Here is a 21,030-nt window from a genome sequence, read left to right as displayed (position 1 = left end):
GACGTCATACGCTGGACCGGGGGCTACGGGACCCGTGGGAGCTGTCATGGCCGACCGGCGGCGGTTTCACCTCGACCTGGACGGTCATGCCGTCAGCGTGCTGTGCGGGCGGCCCTCCCGGGCGGTGGAGATGCTCGTCGACGGGAAGGTCGTCGTGGCGGCCCGGGTGCGCGCGGGCGCGGCCGCGGTGCTGCGGGGCGAGTTCCCCGGTGATCCGCCGCAGCCGTTCGCGGTGTACGTCGTGCGGCCCGCCGACCCGGACGAGGCTCCGCTGTGCACGCTGGACACCGGCGGCATGCGCTACTTGATGCCGGTGGTGCCGCTGGGGCCGGTCCGGCCGCAGCGGCCGCACAATCCGCCGTCACGCACTCCGGACGAGATGGTGCGGCGGTGGGTGGACCACCACCGGGAGCACCGGCGCGAGCGCGGCAGGGCAGCCCCGCACAGCCCTGCGGCCAGCCCTCCGGACACCCCTCCGGACACTCCTCCGGACACTCCTCAGATGGTGTCCGGGCCGAAGGGGAGGTAGTCGTCGGGCCCCGAGGGGACGACCGTGTAGCTGTTCTCCGGCAGTTCGTTCCAGACGCCCGGCAGGTCGCCCAGCGGCTCGGAGACCACCAGGCGGGTGTCGTCGGAGACGCCCCGCAGGAAGGCGAGGTCCGGGTGGAGCTCGCGGACCGTCCCGGGGCGGCTGCTGTAGAAGAGGGAACGGGACTTGCCCTGGGTGGAGTACCGGAAGGCCCACAGCCGCTCGCCGTCGGAGACGGCGACGGTCATCTGGAGCGGGAACTCGACGCCGTGCTCCTTGCCCAGTCGCTCCACGAAGCCCGCCATCCGGGCGACGGCCTCCGGCACGTCCTGGTCCAGGCCGAACGTCACCGCCAGGTAGAACATCACCTCGGAGTCGGTCGAGCCCTCGATGGACGCGAAGAGGGCCGGGTCCACGGCCATGCACAGGTCCCGCCGCAGCCGGTGGAAGTCGCTGATCGAGCCGTTGTGCATCCACAGCCACCGTCCGTGACGGAAGGGGTGGCAGTTGGTCTGCTGGATGGCCGTGCCGGTCGAGGCCCGGACGTGGGCGAAGAACAGCGGCGAGCGGACGTGGGAGGCGATCTCGCGGAGGTTCTGGTTGTTCCAGGCGGGCCCGATGTCACGGACCACGGCGGGCACGCCCCCGTTGTCGGCGCTGTACCAGCCGACGCCGAAGCCGTCGCCGTTGGTGGTCTCGACGCCCATCTTCGAGTGCAGGCTCTGATCGATCAGGGAATGCGCGGGCTTGTACAGCACGTCGTCGAGCAGCATGGGTGTCCCCGCGTAGGCGAGCCATCTGCACATCGGCCACGTTCCCTTCGTACACACCTGCGTACACGCACTCCGAGCGTAGAGCCACCGGGCACCGTGTGCCGCGTCGGGCACGTCGTGCGAGGCTGTAAGAGGGACGCAAACCCTGGAGGCCGGATGGGACGCGACGTCCCGGCGCAGGTCTTCACCCGCGAGGACCGGCGCCGCTACCGCGACAAGACGCAGTCCTGTCTCGACGCGTTCGCCCGGATGCTGCGCGAGGCGCGTTTCGACGCCGAGCGCCCGCAGGTGGGCCTCGAGATCGAGCTGAACCTGGTCGACGACGCGGGCCTGCCGGCCATGCGCAACACCGATGTGCTGGCGTCGATCGCCGATCCCGCCTGGGCCACCGAGCTGGGCCGGTTCAACCTGGAGATCAACATCGCGCCGCGGCGGCTGACGGCAGGCGGCCCGTACGCCTGGGAGCAGGAGATCCGCGACGCGCTCAACCATGCCGAGGAGCGGGCGGCGGCCGTCGGCGCGCACCTGATGATGGTCGGGATCCTGCCGACGCTGCGGCTGGAGGACGTCGGCGCGCACGCGCTGTCGGAGAACCCGCGCTACCACCTCCTCAACGAACAGGTGTTCGCGGCGCGCGGTGAGGACCTGCGGATCGCCGTGGACGGCGTCGAGCAGCTGCGGACGTACGCCGACACGATCACGCCGGAGGCGGCCTGCACCAGCACCCAGTTCCACCTCCAGGTCGCCCCCGAGGACTTCGCTCCGTACTGGAACGCCGCCCAGGCCATCGCGGGGGTCCAGGTGGCGCTGGCCGCGAACGCCCCGTTCCTCTTCGGCAAGGAGCTGTGGCGCGAGACCCGGATCCCGCTGTTCGAGCAGGCCACCGACACCCGCCCGCAGGAGATCAAGGTGCAGGGGGTGCGGCCGCGGGTGTGGTTCGGGGAGCGCTGGATCACCAGCGTGTTCGACCTGTTCGAGGAGAACGTGCGCTACTTCCCGGCGCTGCTGCCGCTGACCGAGGACGAGGACCCGCACGCGGTGCTCGACGCTGGCGGTGTCCCGGAGCTGGCCGAACTGACCCTGCACAACGGCACGGTCTACCGCTGGAACCGGCCCGTGTACGCCGTCGCGGACGGCAAGCCGCACCTGCGGGTGGAGAACCGCGTACTGCCGGCCGGGCCGACGGTGGCCGACATCCTCGCCAACGGCGCCCTCTACTACGGCCTGACGCGCGCGCTGGTCGCGGAGGAGCGGCCGGTGTGGTCGCGGATGTCCTTCTCCGCAGCGGAGGACAACCTGCACACCGCGGCCCGGCACGGGATCGAGGCGCGCCTGTACTGGCCCGGCATGGGCGAGGTACCGGTCGCCGAGCTGGTCCTGCGGCGGCTGCTGCCGCTGGCGCACCAGGGGCTGGAGGACGCCGGGATGGACGCCCAGTGGCGCGAGCCGCTGCTCGGGGTCATCGAGCAGCGCTGTGTCACCGTACGCAACGGCGCGTCCTGGCAGTCGGAGGTGTACCACCAGCTGCGGCGCACCCCGGAGGGCGCCGACCCGCAGGAGGCTCTGCGCCGGATGACGCTCCAGTACATGGACTACATGCACCTCAACGCCCCGGTGCACACCTGGCCCCTGGACTAGGGCCTGCCCCTGGGACGGGGGTGTCAGAGCCGGACGTACCAGCCGGCCGACGACGACAGGGCCGCGGCGATCCGCGGGTCGCGTACGGATGGCGTCCGGTCCTCGGCGGTGACCGTCAGCCGGTGGGTGCGCCCGTCCAGCAGGCTCGGGATCAGCTCGGTCGCCCGTACCCGGGTGCGGCCGGCGTACCGTTCCAGCTCCTTGCCGTCCAGGTACCAGCGCACCGTGGCCTGCCGCCCGTCGGCCGGGGCCAGGCGGGGCACGTCGACCTCGGCGACGGAGCCGGGGCGCAGGATGCGGTCGGTCGGGGTGCGCGGGGTCAGCAGGTTCGCGTGGCGGTGGAAGCCGGCGATCATCGCCTCGAGGCCGGGCAGGTTGAAGGGCCGGCCGAGCGAGCGCATCAGGGAGTTGTCGGTGGGCCGGTTCAGCCCCTGGACGTAGTACCCGCCGCCCTCGTACGTGCCGACCGGGCCGCCGTCGGGCGAGGTCTCGCCGAGCCAGCGGTGCCATTTCGCCCCCTGGGCAGCCATGGCGTCGGCGCCGAGGGTGGAGACGTTGCCGTCGGCGGGCTCGGGGCCCTCGTACCGCTCGTAGCCCGGGTAGTCGGGGTAGAAGTACTCGTCTGCGAGCTTGCCCAGCGAGTGGCCGGTTTCGTGGAGGGCGACCTGGCCCGACTTCGCGTTGCCCGCGGAGGCCGTCGATATGCCCTCGTAGCCGAGGGTGGGGCTGGGCTCGTTGTAACCGGCACCGCCGTACTTGGCGCTGTTGGCCAGGACGAGCACCAGATCGGCCTCGGGCGCCCGCGCCACGTAGGCGTCGGTGCACTCCTGGTCGACGCAGAGCAGCCGCTCGATGCCGTCGCACCAGAAGTACGAGCCGAGGGCGGTGTCGCGCACGACGTCCGCGCCGGGGTCGCCGGAGACGCCGGATTCGTTCGAGACGGCGTCGACGGTCCAGACGTTGAAGAGCTCGCGGTACGTCGCGTACGGCTCGACGGCGGCGATCTCGGCCCACTTCTGCCGGGCGTCGGCGTGGAAGCGCTCCAGCTGGTCGGCGGTGTACCCGTCGCCGACGACGACGATGTCCAGGCGGTCGGCCGGGACGCCGTTGTCGATCAGCTTGGTGACCTGCCCGTCGGCGGCCCGGGCGGCCTCCGGGAGGCGGGAGCCGGTGCGCGCGCGGTCGGCCGGGGCCGTGCGGGGCACCTCGATGTGCCCGGAGCCGGCGGCGGTGCCGGACTCCGGGCCGGGTATCTCCACCCGTACCCGCGCGGTCCCGTCCCGCGCGGTCCCGTCCCGCGCGGTCCCGTCCCGTACCGGACCGTCGCGCACCGTGCCGTCCGGGGCCGGTGGGCCGGCCAGGGCGGCGGGTGCGCCGGCCAGCGCGGTGGTGACGGCCGCGATGACGGCGGCCGCCGTCATCGCCGTACGGCGCGGGACCAGGCCCATCGGGCGTCCCCTCCTGGCGGAAGTCGGGTGCGCGGCCGGGGCGGCGCTGCGACCGCCCGTGGCCGACAGGGAGTTGGGGACAGTTGTAGACGTGCCGTGTGGGTGCGGTGAAGGTGTTTTTCGGACAGAAGTTACTTGTGGGTATATATCGACTTGTCAACCGGCTGACAGTAGAACGTGTTCCCGCTCCCCCACGAGTGAGGAACGCCATATGAGTGCAAACAGCATGTACAAACCGGGTTCTGACGGGGTCTCCCGCCGAGGATTCATCGCAGGAACCGGTTCCCTTCTCGGCGCCATGGCCCTCTCGGGCCGGGCGACCGCCGCCCCCCGGACGGCCGCCGCCACGGCTGGTCCGATCGAGTCCGGCGCCCGGGTCCCCGCCCTGGTGATCGGTACCGGGTACGGCGGCTCCGTCGCCGCCCTGCGGCTCGCGCAGGCCGGGGTGGACGTCCACATGGTCGAGATGGGCATGGCCTGGGACACCCCCGGCCCCGACGGCAAGATCTTCTGCAACACCCTCCAGCCCGACCAGCGGTCCTACTGGCTGCGCACCCGGACCAAGGCCCCGCTGAACTACTTCCTCGGCTTCCCCATCGACCGGGACATCCCCCGCTACACCGGTATCCTGGACGCCGAGGAGATGGGCGGCATCACCGTCTACCAGGGCCGCGGCGTCGGTGGCGGTTCGCTGGTCAACGGCGGCATGGCGGTCACGCCCAAGCGGCAGAACTTCGGTTCCGTCCTGCCCACGGTCGACCCCGGCGAGATGTACGACGTCTACTACCCGCGCGCCAACGCCGGTCTCGGGGTCGGCATGATCGACCCGGCCTGGTTCGACACCGTCGACGCCTACCAGTTCTCCCGGGTCGGACGCAAGCACGCCCAGCGCTCCGGCTTCCCGTGGACCTTCGTACCCGACGTGTACGACTGGGACCACATGAAGAGGGAGGCGGCCGGCACCGCCACCAAGTCCGCGCTGGCCGGCGAGATCCTCTACGGCAACAACGCCGGCAAGAAGTCGCTCCAGCAGACCTACCTCGCCGCCGCCCGGGCCACGGGCCGGGTCACCATCTCGGCGCTGCACAAGGTCACCTCGGTCAGCGCGGCGTCCGGCGGCGGCTACACGGTCGTCATCGACCAGCTCGGTACCACCGGCCAGACCCTCGCCACCAAACAGGTCACCGCGGACCGGGTGTTCTTCGCGGCCGGCAGCGTCGGCACCAGCAAGCTGCTGGTGACGCTGAAGGCCACCGGCGCGCTGCCGAACCTCAACAGCGAGGTCGGCAAGGGGTGGGGCGACAACGGCAACGTCATGTGCGGCCGGGCGAACCACATGTGGGACCCGACCGGCAGGCTCCAGTCGACCATCCCCTGCTCCGGCATCGACAACTGGGACGCGGGCGGCGCCTTCGCCGAGGTCGCACCGCTGCCCACCGGCATCGAGACGTACGCCTCGTTCTACCTGTCCATCACCAAGAACCCGCACCGGGCGGAGTTCGCCTACAACCCCGCCACCGGCCGGGCCGAGCTGAACTGGCAGACCGCCTGGAAGCAGCCGTCCATCGACATGGCCAGGACCATCTTCGACAGGATCAACGCGAAGGAGGGGACGATCTACCGGACCGATCTCTTCGGCGTCTACAAGATCTGGGGCGACCATCTCACCTACCACCCGCTCGGCGGTGCGGTACTGGGCCGGGCCACCGACAACTACGGCCGCCTGCACGGCCATCCCGGCCTGTACGTCATCGACGGCGCGCTGATCCCCGGCAACACCAGCGTGAACCCGTTCGTGACCATCACGGCCCTCGCCGAACGGAACATCGAGAAGATCGTCGCCACCGACCTGTAACCCGGGCGGGACGGGCGGGAGCGACGCGCGCGCCGGGGCCGGCCGGATCCACCGGACGGCCCCGGACCTCCGCCCGGGCCGCTCAGCCGCCGGGCAGCACGCACACGGCGTCGAGACCCAGCACCCGGTTCAGGCGGCCGAAGGCCAGCCACGAGCCGATGCTCATGCTCAGCTCCACGATCTCCGGCTGGCTGTAGTGGGCCCGCATCCGGGTCCAGAACTCCTCGTCGATGCCGTGGTGGTCCAGCGCGTAGCGCTCCGCGTACTCGGCGGCCAGCCGGGTGCGGTCGTCGAAGGCCTCGGTGGTACGCCACTGCTCCACCGCATCGGCGAACTCCTCCTCGACCTTCTCCCCGTCCCGGTCGGTACGCCAGTCCAGGCAGAACAGACACCCGTTGATCTGCGCGATCCGCAGCCGTGCGGCCTCGAACTCGCGCAGTCCCAGGGTGGTGTGGGCGTACACCGACAGCGAGAAGTTCGAGGCGGCCATGCCGATCTCGGGAACCATCTCGCCCCACACGTACTCGATGGGGTGCTTGCCCTCGGGGATGTCGATGTTCACGGCTGCTTCCTTCCGAGTCGGCCCACCGCGGGGCGCAGCGGGACGTCGAGCGCGTCGTAGAGGCCGGGTTCCGCGGCAACCAGCCAGTCGATGGCGCCGACCAGCCGCCCGACGGCGGTGGCGTTGCCCCCCGCGGAGCGGTTCTCGTCCTCGTCGGTGGCCTCGACGGTGACCTCGATGCGCGGCCGGCCCTCGATGACGACCCGGTGCGCCCCGGCGCCGTCGGGCGGCACCGGCCAGTCCGGCGCGCAGGAGGGGTGGATACGGGTGACGTGCTCGATGACGATGCGGGGTTCGCCCTCGACGATGCCCTGCACCTCGAAGCGGACCGCGCCCTGGGTGCCGGCCTCGAACGCGCCCATCGTGCGGGTGGTCACCGTGGTCTCCAGCGGGCGCCGGTCCAGGGTCTCGCGGATCTCGTCGAGTTCGACGCCGAGGGCGCGGGCCATCAGCCGTACCTGCCCGCCCCACACCATGGTGGGTACGGACGGCAGCAGCATCGGCGGCTCGTAGTCCATCGGCCGGCCCATGCCGACCAGGTCGCGGACCGAGTCGGGCTGGTCGTAGGTGGAGTAGTCGAAGATCTCCTGGCAGCGGATGGCGTCCACGGTGCTACCGAGGCCGCTGATCAGCAGGGGCAGGACATCGTTTCCCCAGCCGGGGTCGACGCCGGAGACGAACAGCGAGCCGCCGCCGTCGGCGACGGCCGCCAGCACCGGGTCCCGGAACTCGGGCGGGGCGTTGCGCTGGTCGTAGAGGGGATAGAGCGCGGGGGTCACGACGACGGCGCCGACGCGCACGGCCCGGGCTATGTCGTCGAGGGCCCCGTCGGGCCGGACGTCGCCGGTGGCGGCGTACACCACGGCCCGCGGGCCGGCGGCGAGCACGCCGGCGATGTCGTCGGTGGCCGCGACGCCCAGGGCGCGGCCGAGACCGGCGAGCTCGCCGGCGTCGCGCCCGACCTTCTCGGGATGGTGGACGATGACGGCATCGAGTGAGAGCGCCGGGTGGGCCTCGACGGCACGGATGGCCGCGCGGCCGACGTTGCCGGTGCCCCAGACAACGGTGGAAATCATGCGCGGAGCGTAGCGAGCGGGGTCGGAGGAGCCCAGGGCCACGACCATGATTTTCTGACGACCCCTCACTTGTCCGCCGTCAGCATCGGCTTCGGGATTCCGGCTGATCGGGTGATTCGCGGGACATCGCGGAACCATGGCGGGGTCCGGCAGTTGTTCAGGCTGCCCGCTGCGGGCACTCGTGCGACAGAAGCGACAGAAGGATCACTCATGCTGAAGAAGATCATGGCGACCGCCGCTGCCACCGCCGCGATGGTGGGTGCCGGTGCCGCCGTGGCCGCCCCGGCGATGGCGATCGGCAACGACAACGGCATCAACACCGTCAACGGCAACGGCGCCCAGCAGATCTACGGCAACCAGAAGACCGAAGGCCCCATGAGCCCGCAGCTCAGCCTGGTCCAGGGCACCCTGAACAAGCCCTGCATCGGCCTGCCGGCGAAGGTCAACGCCCAGTCGATCCTGGCGGCGGTCAACGTCGGCGTCCAGGACATCAACGTCCTGAGCAACCCGATGAACCAGCAGTGCGCCGAGAACTCCACCCAGGCCAAGGGCGACGAGCCGCTCTCGCACATCCTGAGCAACATCCCGATCCTGTCCGGCAACGCCTCCGTCGGCAGCTGATCGCCCGCCGCGGTCCGCCCCCGGGGCCCTGTCGCCCGCGCGCCCAGGGGCGGACCGCGGTACGTCTGCGTGGTGGTGGTGCATCCGACCGGGGGCTCCCGGGCGAAGTACCGGACGACAGCAGTCCCTCATCGCCTCACGCGGAGCCCCGCCATGAACGTCGCGGTCGTCCTGTACACCTCCGACCTGCGCCTGCACGACCATCCGCCGCTGCGCGCCGCCCTCGCCGCCGCCCGGAGCGTGGTCCCGCTGTTCGTCCGCGACCCCGGCATCGGGGCCGTCGGCTTCGCCGCCCCCAACCGGCTGGCGTTCCTCGCCGACTGCCTGGCCGACCTCGACGCGGGGCTGCGCGAACGCGGCGGGCGGCTGGTGTTCCGCTCCGGCGACCCCGTCGAGCAGGTCTGCGCGGTCGCCACCGAGGCGGACGCCACCGAGGTGCACATGGCGGCCGGGGTCAGCGCCTACGCGCGGGCGCGCGAGGAGCGGCTGCGCGCGGCGCTGGAGGGGACCGGCCGGCGCCTGCACGTACACGACGCGGTCATCACCGCCGTCGCTCCCGGGGCCGTGGTCCCGGCCGGATCGGACCACTTCGCGGTGTTCACGCCGTACCACCGGCGCTGGTCGGACCTGCCCCCGCGCGCGGCCGTGCCCGCGCCCCGCTCCGTGGCGGTGCCCGACGGCATCGGATCCGATCCGCTGCCCGACCGCTCGCGGATCGCGGGGGTCTCACCGGGGCTGGCGCGCGGCGGTGAGAGCGAGGCCCGCCGGCGACTGACCGCGTGGCTGCGCGGGCCCGTCACGCGGTACGAGGACACCCACGACGACCTCGGCGCGGACGCGACCTCACGGCTCTCGCCGCACTTCCACTTCGGCACCCTCTCCCCCGCCGAGGCGGTCCGGCGGGCCCGGGCGGTGGACACCGAGGGGGCGCGGGCGTTCGTACGGCAGCTGTGCTGGCGCGACTTCCACCACCAGGTGCTCGCCGCCCGGCCCACCGCCTCCTGGGCCGACTACCGGCCGCGCCACGACCGCTGGCGCACCGGGCGGGCGGCCGAGGAGGAGGCGGAGGCCTGGCGGCAGGGTCTGACCGGCTATCCGGTGGTGGACGCGGCGATGCGCCAGCTGCGGTACGAGGGCTGGATGCACAACCGGGCGCGGCTGCTGGCCGCGAGCTTCCTGGCCAAGACCCTGTACGTCGACTGGCGGGTCGGCGCCCGGCACTTCCTGGACCTGCTGGTCGACGGGGACGTGGCCGACAACCAGCTCAACTGGCAGTGGGTGGCCGGTACCGGGACCGACACCCGCCCCAACCGGGTCCTCAACCCCGTGCGCCAGGCCCGGCGTTACGACCCCGACGGGGTGTACGTACGCCGCTGGGTGCCCGAACTCGCCGCGCAGGAAGGCCCCGAGGTGCACGAGCCGTGGAAACTGACGGCATCGGAGCGGACCCGGTGCGCTTATCCCGAGCCGGTGGTGGACCTGACCGACGCGCTCGGCCGCTTCCGGCACCTGCGGGGCCTCGGATGACGGAGCCGGCCGCGCCGGCAGTACCGGCAGTACCGGCACTGACGACGGGGGCGGTGGCCCGCCGGCTCGGCGTGGCTCCCACGACCCTGCGGTCCTGGGAGCGGCGGTACGCCATCGGCCCGGCCGAGCGGGAGGGCGGCCGGCACCGGCGCTGGACGGCCGGGGACATCGCACGGCTGGAGCTGATGTGCCGGCTCACCGCGCAGGGGGTACCGCCGCGGGAAGCGGCCCGCGCGGCCCTGGACGCCGTGCCGGAGGCGACCGTCGCCGTGCCGGAGGCGACCGTCACGCGGCCCCGGTCCGCTGCCGAGCCGGGCATCGCTCAACCGCACGCCGACGATCCGGACGCCCGCGATCCGGGCGACGCGCGCCGGGAGCGGCGCGGGCTCGCCCGGGCGGCCGTACGCCTGGACGCGCCGGCCGTCGAGGAACTGGTGGCCGCCGCCTTCGCCGGGCGGGGCCTGGTCGCCGGGTGGGAGCAGGTCGTCGCGCCGACGCTGCACGCCGTGGGCCGCCGCTGGGCCACGGTGGGCGAAAGCTACGTGGAGGTCGAGCACCTGCTGTCCTGGCACGTCTCGTCGGCGCTGCACCGGTTGCGGCCGGTGGCCGGGGCGGCCAGGACCCCGCCGGTGCTGGTGGCCTGCGTGCCCGGCGAGCAGCACAGCCTGCCCGTCGAGGCCCTCACGGCCGCCCTCGGGGAACGGGACGTGCCCGCCCTGATGTTCGGCGCGGCCCTGCCGGTGGCGGCGCTGCACGACGCGGTACGCCGGACCGGCCCGCGCGCGGTGGTGCTGTGGTCGCAGACCCGGGCGACGGCAGACCCGGCCCTGCTCGCGTCGCTGTCGGCCGTGGCCTGGGGGCCGCGCGGGGCCCGGGGCCGCCCGGCGCTGCTGCTCGCGGGACCCGGCTGGGGCTCCGCACCCCTGCCGCCGGGTGCCCGGCGCCTGCACGCGCTGGGCTCGGCCCTGGCGGTGGTCGAGGCCCTGGTCACCACGCCGGTCCCGGTCGGGTCCGCACGGTGACGCCGGCCGCCCGAAGGCCCTACCGGCTCTGCTGGGACGGCAGGCCCTCGGCCGGGTCCGCATCCAGGGTGCGGCGCAGGGTGCGCAGGCCGCGGCGCATATGGCTCTTGACCGTGCCCAGGGGTACGCCGGTGCGGGCCGCGATCTGGGTCTGCGTCAGGTCCTCGTAGAAAGCCAGCCACAGGATCCGGCGCTGGCTGCCGGGCAGCGTGGTGAGGGCATGGGCGATCAGGAGGCGGTCGAGCGATTCCTCGGGACCGCGGACGGCAACCCCCGGGGCCGCGGCCGTCGGGAGGGCCTGGCGGCCGCGGCGCTCGAGGGCGTCCGCGATCTTGTGGCGGGTGATGCCGAACAGCCAGGCGCCGAAGTCGCCGCGCTCCGGGCGGAACAGCCGGCGCCCGCGCCAGGCGGCCAGGAACACCTGCTGGGTGATGTCCTCGGCCTCGTGGCGGTCGCCGGTCCCCCGGCGGGCGAGCGCGTGCACGAGCGGGCCCCACCGGCGGTACGCGGCCGCGACCGCGTCGCCGTGCCCCGCGAGGAATCCGGCTTCGGGGGCGGGATCGAGCGGGACGGTGGCCATGTACGCAACTCCTCGAGGCGGGGCGGGGGCGGGGGCGGGGGCGGGGGCGGGGGCGGGGGCGGGCCAGCGTGGCGCGGCCCGGCGGCCGGCCGCCACCTGCGTCGTTCGTGCGTCGCTTCCGTACGAACTCCCGCGCCAGACGCATACCGGACGGGAACCGGTCGTTTCCCGCCGATTTCGCAATGAGCCCTCCGCCACCCGCGCACCCTCAGTAGCGTCGCACCCACGAGCCGTCCGGTGGCAGGTCGCCGGACGCGGACACGCGAATGAGGGAGCACGCGCCGATGGCCAGTGTGGAGACGTCCTTGAAGGAGACGATGACCTCGATCGAGGGCAGCCTGGGGGCCGCCCTCGTCGACTACACCAGCGGTATGGCGCTGGGCACGCTCGGCGGCGGGAAGGACCTCGACCTGATGGTCGCCGCCGCGGGCAACACCGATGTGATCCGGGCGAAGGTCCGCACCATGGAGCACCTGGGGCTGAGCGACGAGATCGAGGACGTCCTGATCACCCTCGGCAGCCAGTACCACCTGATCCGGCTGCTCAAGGGCGCGGGGAAGAAGGGACTGTTCCTGTACGTCGTCCTCGACAAGTCCAAGTCGAACCTGGCGATGGCCCGCCACCAGCTCAAGCGCATCGAGGCGGAGCTGGAGCTGTAGCTCCCGGTCCGGCCGGTCTCTCCCGGCCCGCGCGGTCACGTATGCCCAGGAGTTGAAGAACTCTTCAACTCGGCACATCCGGAACTGGTCAAGTCCGGGCGCGCGCGGGGCCGGGAGACGGCACGATGAGGTCATCGACCCGAAAGGAGAGTCGGGACACATGCAGGTACCCCTGTACCAGGCCAAGGCGGAGTTCTTCCGCATGCTCGGACACCCCGTGCGCATCCGTGTGCTCGAACTGCTCCAGAGCGGTCCCATGCCCGTACGCGACCTCCTCAACGAGATCGAGATCGAGGCGTCCAACCTCTCCCAGCAGCTCGCGGTGTTGCGCCGCTCCGGGATCGTGGTGTCCATCCGCGACGGCGCCACCGTCAGCTACGCGCTGGCCGGCGGGGACGTCGCCGAGCTGCTGCGCGCGGCGCGCCGGATCCTCACCGAACTGCTCGCCGGGCAGAGCGAACTGCTCGCCGAGCTCCGGGAGGCGGACGTCCCGCCCCCGGCGGCCGCGGGAACCGTTCAGGCCGTACGCAGGGCCAGGTCGGCCAGTGCGCGCGGGGCGTCCGCCTGACCCCGGACCCCGGGGAAGGCATTGATGTCCACGATGAGGGGGACGCCGTCACCGGTGTCGATGATGTCCACGCCGTAGACGTCGAGGCCGAAGACCTCCCCGACCCGGTGCACGAGGCCGGCCCAGCCCGCCGGCAGCCGGGCGGGGTCCATCGGCCGGCTGGGGCCGCGGCCCTCGGGGGCGAGTTCGGAGCGGCGCAGGGCGGCGAAGAGCCGGTCCCCGATCACCCACAGTTTGTGGTCCCAGCCGCTGTTGGGGGCGAACTCCTGGAGCACGACGGGCTCCTGGGACCAGGTGGGCACCAGCGCCCGCAGCTGGGCGCCCGAGTCGATCCGGGCCACCAGGTCGTGACGGCGGCTGTGGCGGCTCTTGACCACCACCGGCCCGGGCAGCGGCGGGCCGGACACCAGCTGGGCGAGGGTGTCGAAGCCGCTCGTGGCGGCGAACGGCAGGCCGGCGCGGCGGGCGGTGTCCGCCATCGCGGTGCGGTCCTGGCAGAGCTCGGTCGCGGCGGCGGAGTTGAGCACGCGCGCGCCGCGCCGCTCCAGGGTACGGGCCAGCGCCAGCGCGCGCGGCGTGCGCGCCTTGAGCAGGTAGACGTCGGCCAGGTCGGCGCCGTCACCGGTGGCGGTCTGCGGGTGCAGGGCCGTGACGCGGTGTTCCGGTGCGAGCAGGGCGGTGGTCCCGGCGAGCAGCGGATGACCGGGATCCGGGGTGATCAGGCCGATGTTCACAGGGTTTCGCCCGCCGCCGCGGCCAGCCGTACGGCGGAGGCCGCGAGCGGGGGCGGGCCGTCCGGGCCGCGGCGCTCCTGCGGCCGGGGGACGGTGGCCGTCAGCGGGGCGGGCGCCCCGCCGGCGCGGGCCAGGTCCAGGACGGCGCGCGCCACGCGGGCGGCCGCGTCGGGGACCTGACGGAAGCTGGGGAAGTCGTTGACGTCGACGACCACGGGGCCGTCCGGTCCGAGCAGTACGTCGACGCCGTACAGGTCGAGGCCGTAGACCTCACCGACCTCGGCCGCGATGGCCGCCACCTCGGCCGGGACCGGGACGCGGCGCTCGCGTGCCGGCCGCTGCGGGTGCAGCGGGGAGCGGCGCTCGGTGGCGTAGAGCTCGCCGCCGACGCAGTACACCTTGATGTCGACACCGGAGTTGGGCACGTACGGCTGGGCGATGAGCATGCCCTCGGCGGCCAGTTCGGGGAGCATCGCGGCGAGCCGCTCGGGCGAGGACACCAGGTGCACGGCCCGGCCGGAGCTGCCGTCGGCGGGCTTGACGACCAGCGGGTACTCGGCGGCCGGTATCTCCGCGAGCAGGATCTCGGGGCGGGCCGCGGCGTAGGTGGGGGGCAGGGGCAGCCCGCGGCCGCGGCCGACCGCCGCGGCCAGCGCCTTGTCCCGTACGCCCCGGATGGCGCGGGCGTCGTTGACGGTGGTGAGGCCGACCGCGGCCGCCGCCTCCAGGAGGGTGAGCCCCGGCCCGCCGGAGACGGTCTTGAGGACCCACGCGTCGTGGCTGCCCGCGCGCACCAGGTCGGTCATGCGCAGCAGCGAGCCTCCGGGCCGCAGCACGTCGACCTGGTGACCCCAGGCCGTGAGCTGATGGATCACCTCGACGGGCATGCCGTCGTGGCGGTAGTGCTCTTCCACCAGGAAGCAGAGCCTCATGAACCTTCCCCGTAACCCCCGGACATCCGCCGATCGGTTCCGGCGCGCAGTACGTCACAGGATGTCATGGACTGCGCAGTACTGATCACGCGCGGTCGTGGACCGTGCCTCATGCAGGGGAAGACGCGCGGCGGGGTGCGGCGGTTGCCCGGGGTCCGGCCTCGGGGCGGTCAGCCGTGCCGGGAGCGCAGGATCCGGAAGGCGGCGTAGCCCGCGAGGACCGCCAGGGCCAGGGCGATGGAGGACTCGATGAGCTGGGTCGGCCAGTAGTGCGACGCCGGGTGGTAGTCGGTGAAGCGTCCGACGACGTCCAGGGCGGCGAGACATTCCCGCTGCTCGGGGACCGGTGCGACGCAGGCGTCGAAGGGCAGGCGTACCCCCGTGGTGGTGGTGTACCCGGATTCCATGACGAACGCGTTGAGCGGAAGGCTCTTGCCCGGGGCGGACGTGAGCGGGGCGGTCAGGGTCTGCACGGGCAGGAAGGACCAGCGCAGGGCGCCGAGCGCCGGCATCACCAGGCCGGTGACGAGCCCCGCCACGGCCATGGCGGGCAGGGTCCGGCGGACGAGGAGACCGGTGACGGCGCCGATCGCTATGCCCAGCAGGCAGTACGCGACGACGACCGGGCCGGTCGCCTCGTAGGCTCCGCGGTCGGCCCAGTGGAACTGGTACGTGCCGGCCAGCCGGGACCAGCCGAGGCGGTAGGCGCCGACCAGGGCGGCCGAGCCGGTCACCGCCGCCACCGCAGCCACGACGAACTTCGCGCTGAGCCAGGCCCTCGGCGTGCAGGACTGGGTCAGTGCGAGCCGGTAGGTACCGCTCTCCAGTTCACGGGCGATCATCGGGCCGGCGAAGAACGCGCCCACCAGCACGGGGAGGAACAGCATGGTGAGGGACGCGGCCTTCATGCCGCTCCGCAGCAGATCGTACGCGTGACCGTAGGGGGTGCCCTCCCAGCCGGCGAGCCCGCGCAGCGCCAGCATGGCGACGGGGCTCACGGCGATGACGACGGCGGCCAGCAGCAGCGTCCGCCGGTGCTGGCGGACGGTCACCCAGTGGGGGCCCTTCAGGATCAGGGTGCTCATGCCGCCACCTCCTGGGCGGGGGCGGGGCCGGTGACGAGCGGCGGGGCGTCGGGCGAGCGCAGATGGGCGAGCAGGAGTTCCTCCAGGGACGGGTGCGTCGTCTGCCAGAGCGACGGGTCGACCGGGCCCCGCAGGCGTACGAGCGCGGTGAGGGCGCGGCCCGTCGTGCGGGACTCGATGACGGTGTGTGCGGTGAGGTCGGTGCCGGCGCGACCGGTGAGCAGGGCGTGGGCCGCGGCGATGTCGTCGACGGCACCGGCGAGGCGGACGGTGCCGCCGTCGACGAGGAGCAGGTGGTCGCAGGCGCCCTCGAGCTCGGTGAGGATGTGCGAGGACATCACCACGGTGGTGCCGTTCTCGGCGGCGTCGGCCATGAGGGTGCCCATGAGCTGGTGGCGGGCGAGCGGATCCAGATCGGCCATGGGCTCGTCCAGGAGCAGCAGCGTGGGGCGCTTGCCGAGGGCGAGGGCCAGGGCGAGCCGGGTGCGCCGGCCGCCGGAGAGGGTGCCGACGCGCGCGCGGTGGTCGAGGCCGCCGTCGTCGACGACGCGGGCGGCGGCCCGCGCGTCCCAGCGGCCGGGGTTGAGCTCCCGGCCCATGCGCAGGGTCTCGCCGACGGTCAGCTGGGGGTAGAGGGGCTTGTCCTGGGCGACGTACGCCGACTCCTCGCGCGGCGGGGCGTCGATCGTGCCCTCCGTCGGGCGCAGCAGGCGGGCGGCGAGTGCCAGCAGGGTGGACTTCCCGGCGCCGTTGGGGCCGACGAGCGCGCAGACGCGGCCTGCCGGCAGCTGGAAGGAGCAGTCGCGCAGCGCCCAGCCGGGCCGCCGTCCGTACCGCAAGCCGAGGCCGTGCGCCTCGATGACCGTACCGCTCACGTGTCGTCCCCTTTGAAGTGTTCGTCGAGTACGGAGGTGAAGAGCGCGGACACGTCCTCCCGTTCGAGGCCGGCCGTGCGGGCGCGCCGCGCCCAGTCGGCCAGTTCGGCCCGCAGCGGCGAGTCGGCGGGGGCGCTGCCCAGCGACCTGCGTACGAAGGTGCCCAGGCCCCGGCGGGCCTCGACGAGGCCCTCGCGTTCCAGTTCCCGGTAGGCCTTGAGCACCGTGTTCGGGTTGATGGCGGTCGCCTCGACGACCTCGCGCGCCGTGGGCAGTTGGTCGCCCGGTTCCAGCAGGCCCAGACGCAGGGCCTGCTTGGTCTGCTGGACGATCTGCAGGTAGGTCGCCAGCCCGCTGCGCCGGTCGATGCGGTACTCCATCACGCCGCACAACCACCCTTTCACTAATTGAGTAGTGAAAGGGTGGTCCACGGGGCCGCGCCATGTCAACCACCCCTCCCCCGCGTTACGGAATGGCGGCGCTCACCGCGTCGACGAGCATCATCCACATCGGCTGGGCGCCGGTGCCGAAGGCCGAGGCCAGGGCGTACCCGATCGACGCGTCCACCGGCCGGAGCTCCGGCCCGTCGCGCCATTCGGCGATGACCAGCTCGTCGCCGTCGGAGGAGAAGTCACCGAGGTGCACGCCGTCGCGCGTCAGCCTGCTGCTGGGCACGGAGTCCGGGACCAGCCGGTAGTGCGCGCCGTCGTACACCACGTCCACGCGGTACGAGTGCCGGCTCAGCCGGCCCTGACCCGGTGTCAGCTCCACCCGTTCGCCGTCGATCCGCATCGTGAGGTGGGCCGGGTCGCGCGTGCCGATGGCGGTCTGCGGGTCGGCCTGCGAACCGGGGTCGCGGTCCAGGGTGACGCGGGGGATGCCCTCGCCCTCGACCAGGAGGGAGTCCTGGCCGTTCTGCCGGACGGATATCGCGCCGAATCGGGTGTCCCGGACGGGGGTTCGCGGGGTGTCGCTCATGGTGGTGTTCACTTCGGTCGGGGCGGAGGACGATCGGAGAAGATCATCGTTTGGAGAAGTGTGCACCAGCGGGGCGGGACGGCACGGCCGGGCGGGCGCGTGGCCCCGGGCGGGCCGTCAGTCGTCCGTGAAGGCCGGGGTGGTGCCGGTCAGGCCCCGCGTCAGGTACGTGCTGACGCGGCGGCCCTCGGCACGGTCCGCGTCCGGGTGGGCGGGCAGCGGCCAGCGCAGCTGCCGGTACAGCACCGGGTGGTAGAGATCGAAGGCGGCCTCGACCAGGTCGGCGAACGCCTCGGCGCGGGCCGGCACCCACACGGACACGGCGGCGGCCGCGGCCACGAGCCCTACGGGCAGGGCCCACCAGCCCCAGGGCGTGAACGCGACGAACAGCAGGCCCCACAGGGCCGCCGCGACGGAGGAGTCCAGGGCGCGCCGGGCGGCGGCGAGTTCGTCGCGGGCGGTGTCGGGCAGGAGCAGCCACAGGTGGGGCCAGAGGGCGACGGCGTCCAGGCCGTACTTGTCGACGGGCCGCGTCTCGGCGGCGCGCAGGATGTTCCCGACGCGCGTCGGGAGCAGGCGATCGCCGGTGGGCAGGCGGCGGAAGGCCCGGCTGACACGGGTGTACTCGTCGCGCTCGCGCGCGGTGGCGGTGCCGTCGTGGACCGGGCCGGCCAGCTCCTGGAAGCGCCGCACCAGCCGCTCGGCACGGGCCGTGCGCCGTACCACGAGGCGGGCGGCCAGCGGGCGCAGCCACCTGCCCCAGTGCCCCTCCAGGACGGCGAGGGCGGGCGGCACCAGCCGTTCGACGAGGACGGCGGAGCCGGCCACCACGGCGAGGACCACCACGAGGACGGCGGCCTGGGCGGCACCGGACCGCTCCTGGAACCAGCCGGTGGACGGGTGCAGGGCGGCCAGGCCCCCGTGCGTCGAGAGCCAGGCGAGCAGGCCGCCCAGCCAGAACAGCAGCGCGTGGGCCGAGGCCGACGCGAACCGCTCGGCGAGCTTGCCGCCGACGCCCTCCCAGAACGTGCCGCCCACGGCTACCCCCGCACCAGCGGGACGCCGGGATGGTCCGGGCAGTGCCCGAGCGGTACGCCGACCGCGATCCGCCACCACACGAAGTCGCCGTCGACGGCGCACACGTACCGTTGGGCGTCGACGGGCGAGCCGCCGTGCGGACTGGGCAGCGGGGTGTAGCCGCCATCGCCCGCCGCGCGTTCCGCTTCCACGCGGACCCGGGGCGGGCGGTGCCGCGGGTCCACCCGGACGGCGGCGGTCCACTCGGCCAGCGCCGGGGCGGCGGTGAGCGTGGCGAGGAGCTCGGCGGAGACGTCCTGCCCGGCCCGGGCACGCGCCAGCAGCCCGGCCAGCCGCCGGTCGCAGTCCTGCGCCCCGTCCCCCACCAGGTCGTTCAGGTACGGTCTGACGGCCCGCGCGGCCTCCAGCAGTCCCTCGTCCACGCCCGTACCACCTCCGGCTCCGTCAGGGAGCCCGGTGCGCCCGCGCGGCCACCGCACCCTGCGAGGCGAGCTTACGGAAAGAGGTCCAGCTGGTCTCGTTCGGCTCGCTCCACTTCTCGGGCGCGTGGGCGAATTCCGGATGGTGCGCGGCGATGTACGCGCGCGTGCGGGCGGGCACCTCGGCGTAGGAGCCGAGCTTGCGGCCCCGGCAGTGGAAGGTGAGGCCGCCGGGCCGCCGGCCCTGCTCCATCCAGGGCAGCCAGGGCGACATCCGCGTCCAGGACAGGGTGCAGGGCACGCTGGGCTCGTCGGTCACGAGCACCCGCGCGGGGGCGAAGAACTGGAAGAGCTCCAGCGCCTTGTACGTGTCGCCGGCCGAGTGCAGGGGGAACTCGGCGACCGGCAGCGGCGAGGGGTAGGCGAGCGGGATCTCCAGGCTGAAGCAGACCTGGTCGCCGAGCTCGGTCAGGGGCACCGGGAAGGGCCGCAGGTGCTGGTTGGCCGGATCGTTCCAGACGTGCGCGACCGGCTTGTCCTGCCAGGTGCTCAGGATCTCGCGGGTCCGCGGGTCCAGGTAGAACGCGGCTTCGCGGGCCAGCAGCCGGTGGCCGGTGCCGTCGGCGGTCAGGCGGGCGACGTTGACGCCCTCGAAGCCGAAGACGTGCCGGTAGGGCTCGTCGGGGGCCCAGGAGTAGACGTCGCCGGACCACCAGACGGTGACTTCCTCGCCGTCGAGGCGGGCGCGGGTGCGGGCGAAGGCGTTCAGGAGCTCCTCAGGTGTCATGCCGCCCACTGTGCGAGGCGGGCACGCGCCCCGGCAAGCCCGCCCGGGGTCGCGGGCCCCCGCCCGGCCCCCGCCGGCCCGCATCGGCCCGCCGGCGTACGGGCACCCTTCCCTGCGGGTGAGGGGCGTCAGCCGCCGGTGCGGGGGCGGCCCGCGTACAGTTCGAGGGGGCCCGTGCCCTCGTGGCGCGCGGTCAGGCAGGCCTCGATGCGGCGGCGCAGCGACTTGCCGACCAGGCCGGGCAGTTCCGTGCGCGAGACCATCCGCCACAGCCGCAGCTCGGCCGGGTCCAGGCGGATCCGCGCCAGCGTCGCCCCGTCGAGGACGCCGCCGTCGTACAGGAACCCCACGCGCGCCGGGTACGGGCGCTTCGCCGACCAGTTGACCGCCAGCAGCCGGCCCGGGGCGAGATCGAGGCCGAGTTCCTCGCGCACCTCGCGGCGCGCGGCCTCGTACGGGGTCTCTCCGAGGTCGGATTCGACGCCGCCGCCGGGCAGGTGCCAGCGGCCGTCGTCGCGGTAGCTCGGCAGGACCAGCAGGACGCGGCCGGCGCTGTCGGTGAACAGCACCTTCGACGCCGTCAGCGCCTTGGGGCGGTTGGCGCGGTGGCTCGCCGTGTCCAGGGCGTGCGCGTGTTCCAGGGCCGCCCGGTCCGCCGCGCCGAGGCCGGCTCCGGAGCCCGGCTGGACGACACCGTCGCGCAGGTGCGCCACCGAACCGGTGTTCAGGGCGGCGACGGCGGCGCGCAGCACCGGCGCGTCCGGCGCCGGGATCAGCGCACAGGCCTCTTCCCAGGGGTGGCCGCCCGGTTCCTGCTCCGGGACGGGTCCCGCGAGGTGGACGTGGACGATGCGCGCCGGTCCGCCGGAGCCGCCGGCCGCGCCGGGGGTGAGGGAGTTCACCGCGAGCAGCCGCCCGACCCGCACGTCCCGGCCGAGCTGGCCGCGGACGTGCCGGGCCAGGGCCTCCTCGGGTGTCTCGGCGCCACCGACGGCGCCGCCGGGCAGCGCGAAGCCGCCGCGTGCGGCGGAGCGGGTCAGCAGCAACCGGCCCCGCACGTCCGGCAGGACGGCCACCACCTCGACATGGGGGGCGGACGGGACGGCGTGGGCGGGGGTGGCGATGACGGTGTCCTCGGATCGGGCGGAAGCGGTGGCCACGGCGCCGACGGACGTGACCGGGCGGGGCCGGGCGGGCGGCCGGCCGCCCGGAGGGGTGGGGCCGGGCCGTGCTGCCGGGCGTACGGAATGCGTGCTCAGGGCACGATATCCGGACCGGCCGCCGTCGTCGCGCCCCGTGGGTGCCGGTGGCCGGGGCGGCGGTC

The 21,030-nt window shown here is 73.7% G+C and carries 23 protein-coding genes; 8 read left to right on the top strand and 15 right to left on the bottom strand.

Annotated elements, in window-relative coordinates; genetic code table 11:
- The first annotated feature begins 46 nt into the window (after positions 1-46).
- Positions 47-529: a hypothetical protein gene (locus ACIPXB_RS03130; RefSeq protein ID WP_401443784.1), complete on the top strand. Its 483-nt coding sequence runs from the start codon at positions 47-49 to the stop codon at positions 527-529.
- Here the strand turns inward: ACIPXB_RS03130 and ACIPXB_RS03125 are convergent.
- The gene (locus tag ACIPXB_RS03125; protein WP_401443782.1) at positions 499-1,335 is read right to left on the bottom strand and encodes a class II glutamine amidotransferase; all 837 of its coding nucleotides are present in this window, start codon (positions 1,333-1,335) and stop codon (positions 499-501) included. The genes ACIPXB_RS03130 and ACIPXB_RS03125 overlap by 31 nt on opposite strands.
- A 123-nt stretch (positions 1,336-1,458) precedes the next feature.
- Between ACIPXB_RS03125 and ACIPXB_RS03120 the strand changes: the two genes are divergently transcribed.
- Positions 1,459-2,940, top strand: a complete 1,482-nt coding sequence (locus ACIPXB_RS03120) for a glutamate--cysteine ligase (protein WP_401443780.1) — start codon at positions 1,459-1,461, stop codon at positions 2,938-2,940.
- Positions 2,941-2,963: 23 nt separating this feature from the next.
- Here ACIPXB_RS03120 and ACIPXB_RS03115 read toward each other — a convergent pair whose 3' ends face one another.
- Positions 2,964-4,388, bottom strand: coding sequence for a M64 family metallopeptidase (locus tag ACIPXB_RS03115; protein ID WP_401443778.1), 1,425 nt, complete (start codon positions 4,386-4,388; stop codon positions 2,964-2,966).
- A gap of 211 nt (positions 4,389-4,599) precedes the next feature.
- On the opposite strand from ACIPXB_RS03115, the gene ACIPXB_RS03110 reads away from it, so the two are divergent.
- A complete protein-coding gene (locus ACIPXB_RS03110) occupies positions 4,600-6,243 on the top strand; it encodes a GMC oxidoreductase (RefSeq protein WP_401443775.1) in 1,644 nt (547 codons plus the stop codon).
- An 82-nt stretch (positions 6,244-6,325) separates the two neighbouring features.
- Here the strand turns inward: ACIPXB_RS03110 and ACIPXB_RS03105 are convergent, their stop codons facing one another.
- Both ACIPXB_RS03105 and ACIPXB_RS03100 read right to left on the bottom strand, forming a co-directional pair.
- Entirely contained in the window at positions 6,326-6,751 is a 426-nt protein-coding gene (locus ACIPXB_RS03105; RefSeq protein ID WP_401444411.1) for a carboxymuconolactone decarboxylase family protein, read from the bottom strand.
- Between the two features lie 50 nt (positions 6,752-6,801).
- Positions 6,802-7,881: a dihydrodipicolinate reductase gene (locus ACIPXB_RS03100; protein WP_401443773.1), complete on the bottom strand. Its 1,080-nt coding sequence runs from the start codon at positions 7,879-7,881 to the stop codon at positions 6,802-6,804.
- A 210-nt stretch (positions 7,882-8,091) separates the two neighbouring features.
- Between ACIPXB_RS03100 and ACIPXB_RS03095 the strand changes: the two genes are divergently transcribed.
- From ACIPXB_RS03095 to ACIPXB_RS03085, 3 genes are all read left to right on the top strand, one after another.
- Complete coding sequence (locus tag ACIPXB_RS03095; protein ID WP_401443771.1) at positions 8,092-8,502, top strand: rodlin; 411 nt, start codon at positions 8,092-8,094, stop codon at positions 8,500-8,502.
- 153 nt (positions 8,503-8,655) lie between these two features.
- Entirely contained in the window at positions 8,656-10,029 is a 1,374-nt protein-coding gene (locus ACIPXB_RS03090; RefSeq protein WP_401443765.1) for a cryptochrome/photolyase family protein, read from the top strand.
- Positions 10,026-11,051 carry a MerR family transcriptional regulator gene (locus tag ACIPXB_RS03085; protein ID WP_401443762.1) on the top strand — a complete coding sequence of 342 codons (1,026 nt, stop codon included), beginning with the start codon at positions 10,026-10,028 and terminating at the stop codon, positions 11,049-11,051. The genes ACIPXB_RS03090 and ACIPXB_RS03085 overlap by 4 nt, the downstream gene beginning before the upstream one ends.
- A 19-nt stretch (positions 11,052-11,070) precedes the next feature.
- Here ACIPXB_RS03085 and ACIPXB_RS03080 read toward each other — a convergent pair whose 3' ends face one another.
- Entirely contained in the window at positions 11,071-11,631 is a 561-nt protein-coding gene (locus ACIPXB_RS03080) for an RNA polymerase sigma factor (protein WP_401443760.1), read from the bottom strand.
- Between the two features lie 284 nt (positions 11,632-11,915).
- Here ACIPXB_RS03080 and ACIPXB_RS03075 point away from each other — a divergent pair, with 284 nt between their 5' ends.
- Positions 11,916-12,290, top strand: coding sequence for a hypothetical protein (locus ACIPXB_RS03075; RefSeq protein ID WP_401443758.1), 375 nt, complete (start codon positions 11,916-11,918; stop codon positions 12,288-12,290).
- A 160-nt stretch (positions 12,291-12,450) separates the two neighbouring features.
- Positions 12,451-12,858: an ArsR/SmtB family transcription factor gene (locus ACIPXB_RS03070; RefSeq protein WP_401443755.1), complete on the top strand. Its 408-nt coding sequence runs from the start codon at positions 12,451-12,453 to the stop codon at positions 12,856-12,858.
- On the opposite strand, the gene ACIPXB_RS03065 is transcribed toward ACIPXB_RS03070, so the two are convergent.
- From ACIPXB_RS03065 to ACIPXB_RS03020, 10 genes are all read right to left on the bottom strand, one after another.
- Positions 12,807-13,592, bottom strand: a complete 786-nt coding sequence (locus ACIPXB_RS03065; protein WP_401443753.1) for a RimK family alpha-L-glutamate ligase — start codon at positions 13,590-13,592, stop codon at positions 12,807-12,809. The genes ACIPXB_RS03070 and ACIPXB_RS03065 overlap by 52 nt on opposite strands.
- Positions 13,589-14,524 (bottom strand): RimK family alpha-L-glutamate ligase, encoded by a 936-nt coding sequence (locus ACIPXB_RS03060; RefSeq protein WP_401443750.1) that lies wholly within the window; start codon positions 14,522-14,524, stop codon positions 13,589-13,591. The genes ACIPXB_RS03065 and ACIPXB_RS03060 overlap by 4 nt, the downstream gene beginning before the upstream one ends.
- Before the next feature lie 170 nt (positions 14,525-14,694).
- Positions 14,695-15,609 (bottom strand): ABC transporter permease subunit, encoded by a 915-nt coding sequence (locus ACIPXB_RS03055; RefSeq protein ID WP_401443747.1) that lies wholly within the window; start codon positions 15,607-15,609, stop codon positions 14,695-14,697.
- Positions 15,606-16,484, bottom strand: coding sequence for an ABC transporter ATP-binding protein (locus ACIPXB_RS03050; protein WP_401443745.1), 879 nt, complete (start codon positions 16,482-16,484; stop codon positions 15,606-15,608). Before ACIPXB_RS03050 ends, ACIPXB_RS03055 begins: the two co-directional genes overlap by 4 nt.
- Positions 16,481-16,867 carry a GntR family transcriptional regulator gene (locus ACIPXB_RS03045; RefSeq protein ID WP_401443743.1) on the bottom strand — a complete coding sequence of 129 codons (387 nt, stop codon included), beginning with the start codon at positions 16,865-16,867 and terminating at the stop codon, positions 16,481-16,483. The genes ACIPXB_RS03050 and ACIPXB_RS03045 overlap by 4 nt, the downstream gene beginning before the upstream one ends.
- 82 nt (positions 16,868-16,949) lie before the next feature.
- A complete protein-coding gene (locus ACIPXB_RS03040; RefSeq protein ID WP_401443740.1) occupies positions 16,950-17,462 on the bottom strand; it encodes a hypothetical protein in 513 nt (170 codons plus the stop codon).
- Positions 17,463-17,579: 117 nt separating this feature from the next.
- Positions 17,580-18,500 (bottom strand): hypothetical protein, encoded by a 921-nt coding sequence (locus ACIPXB_RS03035; protein ID WP_401443738.1) that lies wholly within the window; start codon positions 18,498-18,500, stop codon positions 17,580-17,582.
- A 2-nt stretch (positions 18,501-18,502) separates the two neighbouring features.
- Entirely contained in the window at positions 18,503-18,922 is a 420-nt protein-coding gene (locus ACIPXB_RS03030; protein WP_401443736.1) for a hypothetical protein, read from the bottom strand.
- A 22-nt stretch (positions 18,923-18,944) separates the two neighbouring features.
- Complete coding sequence (locus ACIPXB_RS03025; RefSeq protein WP_401443734.1) at positions 18,945-19,706, bottom strand: DUF1838 family protein; 762 nt, start codon at positions 19,704-19,706, stop codon at positions 18,945-18,947.
- A 128-nt stretch (positions 19,707-19,834) separates the two neighbouring features.
- Positions 19,835-20,866 (bottom strand): NUDIX hydrolase, encoded by a 1,032-nt coding sequence (locus tag ACIPXB_RS03020; protein WP_401443732.1) that lies wholly within the window; start codon positions 20,864-20,866, stop codon positions 19,835-19,837.
- Between the last annotated feature and the right edge of the window lie 164 nt (positions 20,867-21,030).

It is taken from the genome of Streptomyces sp. NPDC090022 (assembly GCF_044748145.1).
In the GTDB taxonomy this organism is placed as follows: domain Bacteria; phylum Actinomycetota; class Actinomycetes; order Streptomycetales; family Streptomycetaceae; genus Streptomyces.
This window is presented reverse-complemented; position numbering and strand designations above follow the sequence as displayed.

Bases quoted from the DNA above. Each gene is read 5' to 3' on its own strand.
- ACIPXB_RS03075 (WP_401443758.1), top strand. From the start codon at position 11,916: ATGGCCAGTGTGGAGACGTCCTTGAAGGAGACGATGACCTCGATCGAG.
- ACIPXB_RS03095 (WP_401443771.1), top strand. From the start codon at position 8,092: ATGCTGAAGAAGATCATGGCGACCGCCGCTGCCACCGCCGCGATGGTG.
- ACIPXB_RS03120 (WP_401443780.1), top strand. From the start codon at position 1,459: ATGGGACGCGACGTCCCGGCGCAGGTCTTCACCCGCGAGGACCGGCGC.
- ACIPXB_RS03100 (WP_401443773.1), bottom strand. From the start codon at position 7,881: ATGATTTCCACCGTTGTCTGGGGCACCGGCAACGTCGGCCGCGCGGCC.
- ACIPXB_RS03060 (WP_401443750.1), bottom strand. From the start codon at position 14,524: ATGAGGCTCTGCTTCCTGGTGGAAGAGCACTACCGCCACGACGGCATG.
- ACIPXB_RS03055 (WP_401443747.1), bottom strand. From the start codon at position 15,609: ATGAGCACCCTGATCCTGAAGGGCCCCCACTGGGTGACCGTCCGCCAG.
- ACIPXB_RS03080 (WP_401443760.1), bottom strand. From the start codon at position 11,631: ATGGCCACCGTCCCGCTCGATCCCGCCCCCGAAGCCGGATTCCTCGCG.
- ACIPXB_RS03025 (WP_401443734.1), bottom strand. From the start codon at position 19,706: ATGACACCTGAGGAGCTCCTGAACGCCTTCGCCCGCACCCGCGCCCGC.
- ACIPXB_RS03105 (WP_401444411.1), bottom strand. From the start codon at position 6,751: ATGGTTCCCGAGATCGGCATGGCCGCCTCGAACTTCTCGCTGTCGGTG.
- ACIPXB_RS03125 (WP_401443782.1), bottom strand. From the start codon at position 1,335: ATGTGCAGATGGCTCGCCTACGCGGGGACACCCATGCTGCTCGACGAC.
- ACIPXB_RS03130 (WP_401443784.1), top strand. From the start codon at position 47: ATGGCCGACCGGCGGCGGTTTCACCTCGACCTGGACGGTCATGCCGTC.
- ACIPXB_RS03115 (WP_401443778.1), bottom strand. From the start codon at position 4,388: ATGGGCCTGGTCCCGCGCCGTACGGCGATGACGGCGGCCGCCGTCATC.
- ACIPXB_RS03070 (WP_401443755.1), top strand. From the start codon at position 12,451: ATGCAGGTACCCCTGTACCAGGCCAAGGCGGAGTTCTTCCGCATGCTC.
- ACIPXB_RS03090 (WP_401443765.1), top strand. From the start codon at position 8,656: ATGAACGTCGCGGTCGTCCTGTACACCTCCGACCTGCGCCTGCACGAC.
- ACIPXB_RS03040 (WP_401443740.1), bottom strand. From the start codon at position 17,462: ATGAGCGACACCCCGCGAACCCCCGTCCGGGACACCCGATTCGGCGCG.
- ACIPXB_RS03110 (WP_401443775.1), top strand. From the start codon at position 4,600: ATGAGTGCAAACAGCATGTACAAACCGGGTTCTGACGGGGTCTCCCGC.
- ACIPXB_RS03085 (WP_401443762.1), top strand. From the start codon at position 10,026: ATGACGGAGCCGGCCGCGCCGGCAGTACCGGCAGTACCGGCACTGACG.